This is a genomic window from Dyella sp. 2RAB6 (assembly GCF_052115385.1).
In the GTDB taxonomy this organism is placed as follows: domain Bacteria; phylum Pseudomonadota; class Gammaproteobacteria; order Xanthomonadales; family Rhodanobacteraceae; genus Dyella_D.
Map to the genome: position 1 here is coordinate 12386 of NZ_JBFRGP010000015.1, position 13722 is coordinate 26107.

The 13722-nt window shown below is 67.5% G+C and carries 13 protein-coding genes and 1 riboswitch; of the genes, 6 read left to right on the forward strand and 7 right to left on the reverse strand.

The genetic code is table 11. The annotated features are described in order from the left end of the window. Nucleotides 1-8: 8 nt before the first annotated feature. The 3 genes from dnaJ to AB4083_RS17890 all read left to right on the forward strand — a co-directional run bounded on the left by dnaJ (nt 9) and on the right by AB4083_RS17890 (nt 3280). The gene (gene dnaJ, locus AB4083_RS17880) at nt 9-1136 is read left to right on the forward strand and encodes a molecular chaperone DnaJ (RefSeq protein WP_441609593.1); all 1128 of its coding nucleotides are present in this window, start codon (nt 9-11) and stop codon (nt 1134-1136) included. Between the two features lie 79 nt (nt 1137-1215). After that, complete coding sequence (dapB, locus tag AB4083_RS17885; RefSeq protein WP_441609595.1) at nt 1216-2010, forward strand: 4-hydroxy-tetrahydrodipicolinate reductase; 795 nt, start codon at nt 1216-1218, stop codon at nt 2008-2010. A gap of 38 nt (nt 2011-2048) precedes the next feature. Then, nucleotides 2049-2260: riboswitch (yybP-ykoY riboswitch) on the forward strand. An 18-nt stretch (nt 2261-2278) separates the two neighbouring features. After that, a complete protein-coding gene (locus AB4083_RS17890; protein WP_441609597.1) occupies nt 2279-3280 on the forward strand; it encodes a sodium:calcium antiporter in 1002 nt (333 codons plus the stop codon). Between the two features lie 33 nt (nt 3281-3313). Here the strand turns inward: AB4083_RS17890 and AB4083_RS17895 are convergent, their stop codons facing one another. The 5 genes from AB4083_RS17895 to AB4083_RS17915 all read right to left on the reverse strand — a co-directional run bounded on the left by AB4083_RS17895 (nt 3314) and on the right by AB4083_RS17915 (nt 7373). Continuing rightward, on the reverse strand, nt 3314-3640 hold the full coding sequence (locus AB4083_RS17895) for a hypothetical protein (protein ID WP_441609599.1): 327 nt from the start codon (nt 3638-3640) through the stop codon (nt 3314-3316). Then, nucleotides 3637-5073 carry a radical SAM protein gene (locus tag AB4083_RS17900; RefSeq protein ID WP_441609601.1) on the reverse strand — a complete coding sequence of 479 codons (1437 nt, stop codon included), beginning with the start codon at nt 5071-5073 and terminating at the stop codon, nt 3637-3639. The genes AB4083_RS17895 and AB4083_RS17900 overlap by 4 nt, the downstream gene beginning before the upstream one ends. Then, on the reverse strand, nt 5058-5807 hold the full coding sequence (locus tag AB4083_RS17905; protein ID WP_441609603.1) for a prolipoprotein diacylglyceryl transferase: 750 nt from the start codon (nt 5805-5807) through the stop codon (nt 5058-5060). The genes AB4083_RS17900 and AB4083_RS17905 overlap by 16 nt, the downstream gene beginning before the upstream one ends. Before the next feature lie 19 nt (nt 5808-5826). After that, the gene (locus AB4083_RS17910) at nt 5827-6591 is read right to left on the reverse strand and encodes a tetratricopeptide repeat protein (protein ID WP_441609605.1); all 765 of its coding nucleotides are present in this window, start codon (nt 6589-6591) and stop codon (nt 5827-5829) included. Nucleotides 6592-6677: 86 nt separating this feature from the next. Continuing rightward, nucleotides 6678-7373, reverse strand: coding sequence for a 2OG-Fe(II) oxygenase (locus AB4083_RS17915; protein WP_441609607.1), 696 nt, complete (start codon nt 7371-7373; stop codon nt 6678-6680). Nucleotides 7374-7600: 227 nt separating this feature from the next. Between AB4083_RS17915 and carA the strand changes: the two genes are divergently transcribed. Genes carA through greA form a run of 3 tightly spaced genes read left to right on the forward strand, consistent with a single transcriptional unit; the run spans nt 7601 to nt 12430 of the window. Next, complete coding sequence (carA, locus tag AB4083_RS17920; protein WP_441609608.1) at nt 7601-8728, forward strand: glutamine-hydrolyzing carbamoyl-phosphate synthase small subunit; 1128 nt, start codon at nt 7601-7603, stop codon at nt 8726-8728. A gap of 1 nt (nt 8729) precedes the next feature. Continuing rightward, nucleotides 8730-11957, forward strand: a complete 3228-nt coding sequence (carB, locus tag AB4083_RS17925) for a carbamoyl-phosphate synthase large subunit (RefSeq protein WP_441609610.1) — start codon at nt 8730-8732, stop codon at nt 11955-11957. Next, entirely contained in the window at nt 11954-12430 is a 477-nt protein-coding gene (gene greA / locus AB4083_RS17930; protein ID WP_441609612.1) for a transcription elongation factor GreA, read from the forward strand. The genes carB and greA overlap by 4 nt, the downstream gene beginning before the upstream one ends. 172 nt (nt 12431-12602) lie before the next feature. Here the strand turns inward: greA and ykgO are convergent, their stop codons facing one another. Further along, nucleotides 12603-12728: a type B 50S ribosomal protein L36 gene (gene ykgO, locus AB4083_RS17935; protein WP_008215056.1), complete on the reverse strand. Its 126-nt coding sequence runs from the start codon at nt 12726-12728 to the stop codon at nt 12603-12605. 76 nt (nt 12729-12804) lie between these two features. Then, nucleotides 12805-13719, reverse strand: a complete 915-nt coding sequence (locus tag AB4083_RS17940) for a LysR substrate-binding domain-containing protein (protein WP_441609615.1) — start codon at nt 13717-13719, stop codon at nt 12805-12807. Nucleotides 13720-13722 lie beyond the last annotated feature (3 nt).

The window sequence follows — 13722 nt, forward strand, 5'->3', positions numbered from 1 at the left end:
AAACCAGCATGAGCAAGCGCGACTACTACGAAATCCTCGACGTCGAACGGACGGTGACCGAGGTCGAGCTGAAGAAGTCCTTCCGCCGCCTGGCAATGAAGTACCACCCGGACCGTTGCCCGGACGATCCGCATGCGCAGGAGAAGTTCAAGGAGGCCAAGGAGGCCTACGAAGTGCTCTCCGATGCGCAGAAGCGCGCGCTGTACGACCAGCACGGCCACGCCGCCTTCGAGGCCGGCATGGGCGGGCGCGGCGCCGGCGGCTTCGGCGATATGGGTGACATCTTCGGCGACATCTTCGGCGATATTTTCGGCATGGGCGGCGGTGGGCGCGGACGCACGCGCCGCGGCGCCGACCTGCGTTATCTGATGGAACTGGATCTCGAAGAAGCCGTGTTCGGCGTCGAGAAGAACATCCAGGTGCCGACCCAGGTCAACTGCCAGCACTGCAACGGCTCCGGCTCCGAAGACGGCAAGACCGCGCAGTGCCGCACCTGCAACGGCCACGGCCGGGTGCGCATGCAGAACGGCATCTTCTCGATCCAGCAGACCTGCCCGCATTGCGGCGGCGCCGGCCAGACCATCGAAAAGCCCTGCAAGCCCTGCCGCGGCGAAGGCCGCCTGGAAGAAACCCGCACGCTGTCGGTGAACATCCCGGCCGGCGTCGATACCGGCGACCGCATCCGCCTGACCGGGCAGGGCGAAGCCGGCGGCGCGGGCGCCGAAGCCGGCGACCTGTACGTGGAAGTGCATGTGCGCGAGCACGCGATCTTCCAGCGCCAGGGCAATGATCTTTACTGCGAACTGCCGATCCGCTTCGGCCAGGCCGCGCTGGGCGCCGAGCTGCTGGTGCCGACGCTGGAAGGCGAAGTGGCGATCCAGGTGCCGCCGGAAACGCAGACCGGGCAGCAGTTCCGCCTGCGCGGCCGCGGCGTGAAGTCGGTGCGCAACGGGCGCACCGGCGACCTGATCTGCCACGTGGTGGTGGAAACGCCGGTACGCCTGACCCGCCAGCAGCGCGAGCTGATGGAACAGCTGGAAGCCACCTTCGAGCACGACGATGCGGACAAGCACACGCCGCGCGCCAAGGGCTGGGTCGATGGCGTGAAGCAGTTCTGGTCGCGCGTCACTTCGTGATGGCTGCTGTTCTGAAGCAGGTTGCGCCGGCGCGTGCCGGCGCTAGCATCGACGCTTCACCGTCCGCAGGAGTTCCCGCATGAGCCGTCCTCTTCGCCTCGCCGTCGTCGGCGCCACGGGCCGCATGGGTCGGGCCTTGCTGGATCTGCTGAAGGACGATGCGCGGTTCGAGGTGGTGGCGGCGCTGGCGTCGTCGTCGCGCCTCGGTGAATCGGTGCATGCGGGCGAGGAAGGTTTGCGCTTCACGCGCGAATGGCCGGACGTGGCACCGGAGGTGGCGATCGATTTCAGCGGTCCCGCCGGCCTCGGTGCGGCGCTCGCGCATTGCCGCGCACACAAGATCGCGCTGGTCACCGGCACCACCGGCCTGGACCAGGCCCAGCAGGCAGAACTGACTGCCGCCACGCAGGACATCCCCGTACTGCACGCCGCCAACTTCAGCCTCGGCGTGGCGGTGCTGCGCCGCCTGGTGCGCGAGGCCGCGGCGGCCTTGCCGGATTGGGACCTGGAGATTGTCGAAGCGCACCACCAGCGCAAGCTGGACGCGCCTTCCGGCACCGCGCTGGCGCTGGGCGAGGCGGCTGCGGCGGGACGCGGCATTTCCTTGAGCGACAGCGCCGTCTACGCCCGCGAAGGCAGTACCGGCCCGCGCCGGCACGGCAGCATCGGCTTCGCCGTGGTGCGCGGCGGCGACATCGTCGGCGAGCACGAGGTGTGGATGATCGGGCAGGGCGAGCGGGTGGAACTCAATCACCGCGCCACCGACCGCTCGATCTTCGCCCGCGGCGCGATCGAAGCGGCGCACTGGCTCGCCGGCCACGCGCCGGGCGCCTACGGCCTGGATGCCATGCTGGCGGAGCGCCTGGGCCGCTGATCGGCTTGCCCCGGCCTGGCGGCGCCGCTAACATGCCGCCCGTTGTCATTGGGGAGTAGCCATCCTCGCTCCCGGAAGCTTTGCTTCCACTATCAGAGGAATTCGCGTCAACACACTTGAGGCCTCAGCCTCATGGCGCGAATGGCAGCCGCCACCGGTCACGGTGGTCGCACGCCCGGCGAGACCTTTGGCACGACGCGCTTACCCGGCCGGGTGAGGTGCGTCGTTGCCATCGGTTATCCGCTCGCCCGGCCAAGGACCCTGTCCCATGCTCACCGCCTTGCTGTTCCTGCTTTCCGCCGGCGCGATCTATGTCGCCTGCGAGTACTTCGTCAACGGCGTCGAATGGTTCGGACGCAAGCTCAGTCTCGGCGCCACCGCCACCGGCACGGTGCTCGCGGCGTTCGGCACGGCGCTGCCGGAAAGCGCCGTCACCTTCGTCGCCGTGGTGCTGGGCCGCACGCCCGAACAGAAGGACATCGGCGTCGGCGCCGCGCTCGGCGGTCCGCTGGTGCTGGCCACGATCGCGTACGCAGTGGTGGGCATGGCGCTATGGGCCAATCGCTGCCGGCTGCAGCGCACCGACAACCTGGTGCGCGTCGAGCATGGACGGCTGGCGCGCGACCAGGCCTGGTTCCTCGGCATCTTCGTGGTGAAGTGCGGCCTGGGCCTGATCGCGTTCGCGTGGAAGCCGTGGCTGGGCGTGCTGTTCCTGGCCGCCTATGGCCTGTACGTGTGGCGCGAGCTGCAGAACGACGACACCGCGCCGGAAGAAGAGGAACTGGAGCCGCTGAAGTTCCAGCCCAGGGCGCTCGACCCCGCACTGTCGCGCGTGCTGCTGCAGACCACGCTGGCACTGCTGGTGATCGCCTTCGCCTCGCATACCTTCGTCAAGCAGATCGAGGCGATCGGCGTGGCGCTGCAGCTTTCGCCGCATCTGGTGGCGCTGGTGCTGAGCCCGGTGGCGACCGAGCTGCCGGAGACGGTGAATGCGCTGATCTGGGTGCGCCAGGGCAAGGAGCGGCTGGCGCTGGCGAATATCTCCGGCGCGATGATGATCCAGGCCACCATTCCCAGCGCGCTGGCGATCTTCGCCACGCCGTGGCTGTTCGATGCGCCGCTGATGGTGGCCGGCGTGCTGACCGGCGTGGCGGTGATCGCGCTGTGGTGGCTGTTCCGCCGAGGCCGCGTGGATGCGCGCTGGATCGTGCCGGTGGGCGGCCTGTACGGCGTGTTCGCGCTGTACGTGGCCTGGCATTTCGCGGGCTGAGCATGGCTGGCGCCGGCCAGGGGCCGGCGCCGTTCAGCCGTGAAAACCGCCGCTGCCGTAGAACAGCCCGAAACACGCGGCGACCAGCAGCGCGATCACCGCAACGATCGACGCCAGCCCCAGCAGCATGCCGCGGCCGGTGCGCGTGCGGCCCTGGACAAGCAGCACCACGGCCCACACCACGATCGCTGCCGGCGGCACCGCCCAGGCGATCAGGCCGAGCGAGAACAGCGCCACTTCGCCGCCCACCATCACGGCCCAGGCCAGGCCGACGCCGCCCCATAGCGAGCCCTGATTTTTCGGCTCCTGGGGAGCCGGCGGACGCGGCGTCGGCCCGGTGCCGGGTTGCTGCTCGCTCATGGGTTGCTCCTTTCGATGGCGCGCGCCTGTTCGATCTCCTGCCGCAAGACCTGCAGCTTCGCCGCCTTGTCGTCGCGATAGAACAGGTTGAAGGTGTCGAACGGCACGATGCGCCCGTCCGGCTGCGCGATGTGCACGCAGGATTTCTTCACCGCGCGCAGGTCGAAGCCGTGCGCGTCGATGAACTGCATGATCAGCACGCGGAACACGTTGCGGTACGACAGCTCCGCCGGCGCCTGCACCTGCGGCAGGCAGCACAGCAGGTCCGCCAGCGAGCAGGCCTGCGATTCGGGCGAATGGTTGGTGGCGAACAGTTCGAACACGTGCGCGCGCAGTTCTTCGTCGCGCTCCACCACGATGGTGTTGCGGCCCTTGCTCACCAGCGTCTCCGGCGAGACGAAGCGCGTCAGCGGCAGCACCTGCTCGCCCAGCTTCAGCGCATAGGCCATGGCCAGGCAGTCCGGATTGCACGGCACCGGAATCAGGTCGTCGGGCTGGAACAGCGGGCTCTGTTCGAGAATCCGCCGTCGCACTTCGCTCAAGGTCAGGCGGTCGCGCTCCGGCTCGTAGCCTTCCAGGCGGCCGGCCGCCTGGATCGGCTGGAACGTCACGCCGCGCACGCAGGGCTGGCTGAGCGCGAAGTCGATGATCTCGCCCAGCTCGCCGTCGTTGAGGCCTTTCTTCACCGTCACCACCAGGGTGGTGGAGATGTCGTGGCGGTTCAGCTGTTCCAGCGCCTTCAGCCGCACGTCGCGCAGGCGTGCGCCGCGCAGGTCCTTGTGCACCTCGTCGCGCAGGGAATCGAATTGCAGATACAGCTCGAAGCCCGGCTGGTACTCGGCCAGGCGCGCGACGAAGTCCGGCTCCCTGGCGATGCGCAGGCCGTTGGTGTTGACCATCAGGTGGCGGATCGGGCGTTGCCGCGCCGCGTCCAGGATCGCGAAGAAATCCGGGTGCAAGGTGGGTTCGCCGCCGGAGATCTGCACCACGTCCGGCTCGCCTTCGTTGGCCACCACCGCATCGAGCATGCGCTCGACCGTGGCCAGGTCGCGGAAGCCCTCGCGGTGCGGGCCGCTTTCGGCATAACAGACCGGGCAGCGCAGATTGCAGTGGTCGGTGATCTCCACCAGGGTCAGGCAGGAGTGCTGCATATGCTCGGGGCACAGGCCGCAGTCGTACGGACAGCCATAGTGCTGCGGCGTGTTGAAGCGCTGCGGCAGCTCCGGCGGCTTGATGTACAGCTCGCGGCATTGCCGGTAATAGGCCGCGTCGTCCGCCAGCAGCACGCGCTCGCGGCCGTGCTGCGGACACCATTTCTCCAGGTAGACGCGCTCGTCCTTGATCAGGATCTTCGCCTCCACCCGGCGCAGGCAGGTGGTGCAGATCGAGATCGCGCTGTCGTAGAACAAGTACGGCCTTACCTTGGCTCCCATGCGCCTCTCCTGGCGAACAGCGCCCGCAGGATGCGGGGCAGGTCGCGGTGGTAGTAGAGCAGTCCCGCCACGCACAGCAGCTGCAGGCCGGACAGCGCATGCAGGTAGGCATAGGGCAGGGGCTTGATGAACTCGACCAGCAGGCGGAACGACAGGTAGCCGATCATGAAGGCGCGGAAGCGGTCGCCCGCTTCGGCCAGCGCGTGGCGGCGCGCATGGATCAGGGCGTACTGCGCGAGCAGGAAGGCGATCTCGTAGAGCTGGGTCGGATGCCGCGGCAGGCCGTCGCCGAAATCGATGCCCCAGGGCAGCGCGGTCGGGTTGCCGTAGGTGTGATCGTTCAAGCCGGCCAGGAAGCAGCCGATGCGGCCGATGCACATGCCCACGGTGAGCGGCAGCACGAACGCATCGCCGGTGGAGTGGCGCACGCCGGCGATTTTCTTGGCCAGCTCCACCCCGGCCAGGCCGCCGAGCAGGGCGCCGACGATCGACTTGCCTTCGAGCAGATGCCACAGGTCGGGGAAGTCGCGGAACGCCGCCAGCGGGTCGTCCAGCCAGAACGACAGCTTGGCGCCCAGCGCCGCACCGACGATGGCGCCGACGCCGACCCAGGCCAGGTGGTCGTCGTGCGAGAACGCCTGCGGCGCGATCTTCTTGCGCGTCCACAGGAAGGTGCGGAAACCGATCGCGTAGGCCAGCGCCTCGAACAGGGTATGCAGCGCGACGGGACTCACCCTGGCCCGCCCGCCGTACTCACGGCTCGACCGCGCTGGCATCCAGGCGCGACAGTTCCTGCCTGGAAGCCTTCAGCCAGGCCTGTTCCTTGCGGCGGTAGTAGCCGGGCATCAGCTTGGCGCGGCGCAGCTGCGCTTCGAACACGTCGCGCGCTTCGGAATGGCGCTGGTGCCGGCCGAGCAGGCGGCCGTAGCGGAAGCGGCCTTCCTCGCCGGGATAGCTGTCGGCCAGTACGCGGAATTCCTGCAGCGCTGCCTCGGTGTCACCCAGGTCTTCCAGGCAGCGGGCGTAGAGCAGGTGGCCTTCGCTGGACTTGAAGCCGGGATTGGCCGCGATCAGCGCCTCCAGCGTGTGCCGGGCCGCGGCGGGGTCGCCGCCTTCGGCCTGGGCCTGAGCCAGGCCGAGCATGAAGGTGGGTTCGGTCGCATACATGCCGGTGAGCAGGCTCTGGAACAGCTCCTGGGCATTGGCATGGTCGCCCAGCTGCAGACATTCCTCGGCCAGCCGGCGGCGGTTGTCGATGGTGTTGCTCAGTTCCAGCCGGCGCTGCAGTTCGCGGCGGCGGCGCTGCGGATCGATCACCCGCATGGCCGTGCCGGCGGCCTTGCGGCCGCGCGGGTCGCGGCGCAGGTCGGGCAGCACGGCGGCCAGCACGTAGACCACCACCGCAAGATAGGAGCCGATCAGGATCAGCCAGATCCAGTACATCGGCCGCCCGCTGCGCACCACGTGCACGGCGCAACCGATCTGCAGGGCCAGGGACAGCATGACGACGACGGGCATGCCCTCTCCTTAGGATGCAAGCGGTCCAATTGGCCGATGCTACGCCAAGGCGGGTGTTAGGTGGAATCCGCCGTCGAAGCGGCGGCTCAGTCGCGGTGGGCGGCGCTGCGGTCGCGGTCCGCGCCCAGCCGGCGGTCCAGCGAGCCGAACAGCTTCTTGAAGGCGCGGGCGAACTTGCCGCGCTTGGTCTTGCGCAGCTTTTCCTCCTCGCTGGTGAGCCAGGCCACCTGGATCACCCGGCGCTCGCCCTCGTAGGGCAGGTGGCCGTGGAAGGAGTTGTCGCAGCGCTTGAACACCGCGAACTCGCCGTACAGGGGCTTGAGTTCCGGCGCCACGATGTCGTCGATATTGTCGATGCTGCCGAGGAAGCGCAGGCAGCCGTCGCTGGTGTCCGGCCACTGCGTGTTGAGGTAGAGCAGGGCGGTGGCCACCTTGGACTTGCTGTCGGTGTGGATGGTGCCGTGGCGCTTGTTGAGCGAGCGGCACAGGGTGACCAGGGTGGGGTAGCTGCCCAGGTTCTCGATGCCTAAGCGCTTGCCGATCGCGCTGGCGAACTCCGGGGTGGTCAGCCGCCCGACCAGCGCATTGACGGTGGGGCCGCAATCGCTGGCGTCGTAGGGGAAGAAGCCGGCGCTGGCGTAGCGCGGGAAATCGCGTTCCAGGTCGCTGCGCGACTCGTCCGGGAGCTGCCCGTGGGCGATCAGGAACGGGAAGGGTTCCAGCCTGATATCCGTATCCGGTCGGTCGAGACGGGCAGGATCGAGCAGAACGGCAGCGCTCATAGGCGTGTGCATCTCCATTGGAACGGGCGCTAGTGTAGCGCCTGCGCCGCCGCCCCGCGGACAACAACACGCTCCGTTCACGCCGGTTTTCGAGGCAGAGATCGGTGGACAGAACCGGCCTTCGCACCTATCATTGCAACCCGCCCAAAGACTTTCCTCGACCAAGGTCCACAAGCCAGCTAGCAGCGGCTTGCGGACTTTGCTGCACCTAAAAGGCGGCCCCCTCCATGCCTATTCCCGCTCTGCTTGCTCTCGAAGACGGCAGCGTATTTCACGGCCAGGCCGTGGGTGCGACTGGTGAAACCGTCGGCGAGGTGGTGTTCAACACCGCCATGACCGGCTACCAGGAGATCCTCACCGATCCCTCGTACTCGCGTCAGCTCGTGACCCTGACCTATCCCCATATCGGCAACACCGGCGTCAACGCCGAGGACGCCGAATCCCTGGCCGTGCATGCCGCCGGCCTGATCGTGCGCGACGTACCGCGCCGCGCGAGCAACTGGCGCAGCACGGAAAGCCTGCCCGATTACCTCAAGCGCCTAGGCATCGTCGCCATCGCCGGCATCGATACCCGCCGCCTGACCCGCATCCTGCGCGACAAGGGCGCGCTGGCCGGCTGCATCGTCGCCGGCGAACACGTCGACGCCGAGGCCGCACTGGCCAAGGCGCGAGCCTTCCCTGGCCTCAACGGCATGGACCTGGCCAAGGTGGTCAGCGTGACCAAGCCCTACGCCTGGAAGGAAGGCACCTACGACCTCGATCGCCAGGCCTTCGAACAGCCGGCCATGCGCTTCAAGGTGGTGGCCTACGACTACGGCGTGAAGTTCAACATCCTGCGCCTGCTCGCCGCGCAGGGCTGCGACATCACCGTGGTGCCGGCGCAGACGCCCGCCGCCGAGGTGCTGGCAATGAAGCCGGACGGCGTGTTCCTGTCCAACGGCCCCGGCGACCCGGCGGCCTGCGACTACGCGGTGGCCGCCACGCGGCAGTTGCTGGACGCGAAGATCCCGCTGTTCGGCATCTGCCTGGGCCACCAGATCATGGGCCTGGCGCTGGGCGCCAAGACCTTGAAGATGAAGTTCGGCCACCACGGCGCCAACCATCCGGTGAAGGACCACGACGACGGCCGCGTGCTGATCACCTCGCAGAACCACGGTTTCGCGGTCGACCCGGCCACCTTGCCGGCGAATGTGCGGGTCACCCACAGCTCGCTGTTCGACGGCTCGCTGCAGGGCTTCGCGCTCACCGACCGTCCGGCGTTCTGCTTCCAGGGCCACCCGGAAGCGAGCCCCGGCCCGCACGACATCGGTTACCTCTTCGAACGTTTCGCCAAGCTGATGCAGGAGTCCCGCTGAGATGCCCAAGCGCACAGACATCAAGAGCGTCCTGATCATCGGCGCCGGCCCGATCGTGATCGGCCAGGCCTGCGAGTTCGACTACTCCGGCGCGCAGGCCTGCAAGGCGCTGAAGGAAGAGGGCTACCGGGTGATCCTGGTGAACTCCAACCCCGCCACGATCATGACCGACCCGGAGACCGCCGACGCGGTCTACATCGAGCCGATCAACTGGCAGACGGTGGAACGCATCATCGCCAAGGAGCGCCCGGACGCGGTGCTGCCCACCATGGGCGGCCAGACCGGCCTCAATTGCGCGCTGGACCTGGCCGACAACGGCGTGCTGGAGAAGTACGGCGTCGAGCTGATCGGTGCCTCGCGCGAAGCCATCCGCATGGCCGAGGACCGCGAGCTGTTCCGCATCGCCATGAAGGACATCGGCCTGGAATGCCCGAAGGCCGAAGTCGCCCGCAACTTCGAGCAGGCGCTGGAGATCCAGGTCAAGGTCGGCTTCCCCACCATCATCCGCCCCAGCTTCACCCTGGGCGGCTCCGGCGGCGGCATCGCCTACAACAAGGAAGAATTCGAGGAGATCGCCAAGCGCGGCCTCGATCTTTCGCCGGTGCATGAAATCCTGGTCGAGGAATCGGTACTGGGCTGGAAGGAATTCGAGATGGAAGTGGTCCGCGACAAGGCGGACAACTGCATCATCGTGTGCTCGATCGAAAACCTCGATCCGATGGGCGTGCACACCGGTGACTCGATCACCGTGGCGCCGGCGCAGACGCTTACCGACAAGGAATACCAGCGCCTGCGCGACGCCTCGATCGCCGTGCTGCGCAAGATCGGCGTGGACACCGGCGGCTCCAACGTGCAGTTCGGCATCAATGCCGAGGACGGCCGCGTGGTGGTGATCGAGATGAATCCGCGCGTGTCGCGTTCCTCGGCGCTGGCCTCCAAGGCCACCGGCTTTCCGATCGCCAAGATCGCGGCCAAGCTGGCCGTGGGCTACACGCTGGACGAGCTGAAGAACGACATCACCGGCGGTCTCACCCCGGCCTCGTTCGAGCCGAGCATCGACTACGTGGTCACGAAGATTCCGCGCTTCGCCTTCGAGAAATTCCCCTCGGCCGATGCACGCCTGACCACCCAGATGAAGTCGGTGGGCGAGGTGATGGCGATGGGCCGCACCTTCCACGAATCGCTGCAGAAGGCGCTGCGCGGCCTGGAGATCGGCAAGACCGGCCTCAACCCGACCGGCGTCGACTTCAGCACCGACGACGGCCTGGCCGCGCTCAAGCGCGAGCTGCGCGAGCCGCGTCCCGACCGCGTGTTCCACCTGGGCGATGCGTTCCGCGCCGGGCTGTCGCTGGAAGAGGTGTATGGCCTCAGCCGCGTCGATCCGTGGTTCCTCGCTGCGTTCGAAGACATCGTGCTGACCGAGAACGAGGTGCAGGCGCAGGGCATCAGTGCGCTGGACGCACTGCGCATGCGCGAGCTCAAGCGCATGGGCTTCGCCGACGCACGCATCGCCGAACTCACCGACACCGACGAAGCCGCCGTGCGCCACCTGCGCCGCACGCTGGGCGTGCGCCCGGTGTACAAGCGCGTGGACTCCTGCGCCGCCGAGTTCGCCACCCACACCGCCTACATGTACTCGACCTACGAGGAAGAGTGCGAAGCCAACCCCACCGACCGCGACAAGATCATGGTGCTGGGCGGCGGTCCGAACCGCATCGGCCAGGGCATCGAGTTCGACTACTGCTGCGTGCACGCGGCGCTGGCGCTGCGCGAGGACGGGTTCGAGACCATCATGGTCAACTGCAACCCGGAAACCGTGTCCACCGACTACGACACCTCCGACCGCCTGTACTTCGAGCCGCTGACGCTGGAAGACGTGCTGGAGATCGTCGATCTCGAAAAGCCGAAGGGCGTGATCGTGCAGTACGGCGGCCAGACCCCGCTGAAGCTGGCTCGCTCGCTCGAGGCGGCCGGCGTGCCGGTGATCGGCACCTCGCCGGATTCGATCGATCTGGCCGAGGACCGCGAGCGCTTCCAGCAGATGATCGAGAAGATCGGCCTGAAGCAGCCGCCGAACCGCACCGCGCGCAATGCCGACGAGGCCTTGGTGCTGGCGCGCGAAATCGGTTACCCGCTGGTGGTGCGCCCGAGCTACGTGCTGGGCGGCCGCGCGATGGAAATCGTTTACGGCGACGCCGACCTCTCGCGCTACATCCGCGAGGCGGTGCAGGTGTCGAATGATTCGCCGGTGCTGCTGGACCGCTTCCTTGACCACGCGGTCGAAGTGGACGTGGACATCATCGCCGACGCCGAAGGCAACGTGCTGGTGGGCGGCATCATGGAGCACATTGAGGAAGCCGGCGTGCATTCCGGCGACTCCTCCTGCTCGCTGCCGCCGTATTCGCTGTCCAAGGAAGTGCAGGACGAGCTGCGCCGCCAGTCCGCGCTGATGGCGAGGGAGCTGAAGGTGATCGGCCTGATGAACACCCAGTTCGCCATCCAGGGCGAGACCGTGTTCATCCTGGAAGTGAACCCGCGTGCTTCGCGCACGGTGCCGTTCGTGTCCAAGGCCACCGGCGTGCCGCTGGCCAAGATCGCCGCGCGCGCCATGGCCGGCCGCTCGCTGATCGCGCAGAACGCCACCAAGGAAGTGATTCCGTCGTACTACTCGGTGAAGGAAGCGATCTTCCCGTTCCTGAAGTTCCAGAACGTGGACCCGATCCTCGGCCCCGAGATGCGTTCCACCGGCGAAGTGATGGGCGTGGGCCGCAGCTTCGGCGCCGCCTTCGCGCGCGGCCACGACGCGGCCGGCATCAAGACGCCGCCGAAGGGCAAGGTGTTCGTGTCGGTGCGCGATGCCGACAAGGACCGCCTGCTGCCGGTGGCCAGGGACGCGGTGTCGCGCGGTTTCAGCCTGGTCGCTACCGAAGGCACCGCCCAGTACCTGGCCGAGCGCGGCGTGGCCTGCGAGCGCATCAACAAGGTGGCCGAGGGCCGCCCGCATATCGTCGACCTGATCAAGAACGGCGAGATCGTCTATATCGTCAACACCACCGAGGGCAAGCAGGCCATCGCCGACTCGTTCTCGATCCGCCGCGAAGCCCTGCAGCATCGCGTCACCTACTCAACCACCGTCGCCGGTGCCCGTGCCCTGGTGCATTCGCTGGACTACCACGGCGCCGGTGAAGTGCACAGCTTGCAGGAGCTGCACAAGGAGCTGAAAGCATGAGTCGTCCCCCCATCACCAAGGCCGGTTCCGAGCGCCTGCGCAGCGAACTGGAACGCCTGAAGTCGTCCGACCGGCCGCGCATCATCGCGGCCATCGCCGAGGCGCGCGCGCATGGCGACCTGAAGGAAAACGCCGAGTACCACGCGGCGCGCGAGCAGCAGAGCTTCACCGAGGGGCGCATCGCCGAACTCGAAGCGGCGCTGTCGACCGCCGAGGTGATCGACGTGACGCGGCTCAATCCCGGTTCGCGCGTGGTGTTCGGCGCCATCGTGGACCTGGAAGACGAAGACAGCGGCGAGGCGGTGACCTACCAGATCGTCGGCGACCTGGAGGCGGACATCAAACAGCGCCTGATCGCGGTGTCTTCGCCGATCGCCCGCGCGCTGATCGGCAAGAGCGCAGAGGACAGCTTCGAGTTCCAGGCACCGAATGGCACGAAGCGGTATGTGATCATCGGCGTGCGCTACAGCTGACCGATCGCCGTAGGTTGGGGTGAGCCGCAGGCGAACCCCAACAGCACGATGCATATGAAGTCTGCGATGTTGGGGTTCGCCTGCGGCTCACCCCAACCTACGTCGTACGAAATCCAGGCCATAAAAAAGGGCCGCGAATGCGGCCCTTCTTATGACTCGTCGCGGCTGAAACTCAGCGCTGACGGGCCTTGAAACGCGGGTTGCTCTTGCAGATCACGAACACCTTGCCGCGACGGCGCACAACCTTGCAGTCACGGTGCCGCTGCTTGGCGGACTTCAAAGAGGAAAGCACCTTCACGGCCAGCTCCTGACACTAACGGGAAAAGACAAGCTCGCAAGTGTAGCCGCTTGATTGCCTTGGAACAAGTATGTATTCACAACAAATTCGGTACGGAGCGCGCTTCGGCCACCAGGGATAGGAACTGGGCCAGCACCGGCGAGGCGTCGTCCCGGCGGCTGGCGACGGCCAGCAGCATGTAGGCGTCCGGGTCTTCCAGCTCCACATAGCTGACCCCGGCCAGGCTCACCGTGCACATCGAGGCCGGGATCAGCGCCAGCCCCATGCCGGCCGCCACCAGCATCAGCAAGCCGTTGATCTGTTGTGCGTGCTGGCGGATCAGCGGGTGGAAATCGGCCTTGGCGGCGATCAGGGTCAGGCGGTCGTACAGGGTGGCGGCCAGTTCGCGCGGCTGCACCACGAACGGGGCGTCGGCCACTTCGCGCAGCCAGATCCGCCGGCGCGCGGCCAGCGGGTGCTCGGAGGGCAGGGCCAGCAGCAGGGGCTCGCGGTCGATCTCGTCGATGCGCAGGGCGTGCGTATCCGCCTCGTGCTTGGGCAGGTCGCGCACGAAGCCCACGTCCAGCTCGCCGCTGAGCAGGGCGGCGAACTGCGGCTCGGTATACATCTCGGTAAGGATCACCCGCACGTGCGGCGCGTGGCGCCCGTAGCGCAGCAGGGTCTGCGGCAGGGAAGGGTGGAAGGTCACCGAGACCGTGTAGGCCAGCCGCAGCTGCCCGCTGAAGCCGGCGGCGGCCTGCGCCACCTGGCTGCGCGCCTCGTCGGCCTTGGCCAGGATCTGCCGGGCCTGCTCCAGGAATACGCGGCCGGGCTCGGTCAGGGCCACGTTGCGCTTGTCGCGGTCCAGCAGGCGTACGCCGAGGTCCGCTTCCAGGGCCTGGATCTGCTGGGACAGCGGCGGCTGGGAGATATGCAGGCGCTGCGAGGCGCGCGTGAAGCTGAGCTCCTCGGCGACGGCGACGAAGTAACGCAGCTGGCGGAAATCGAACATATA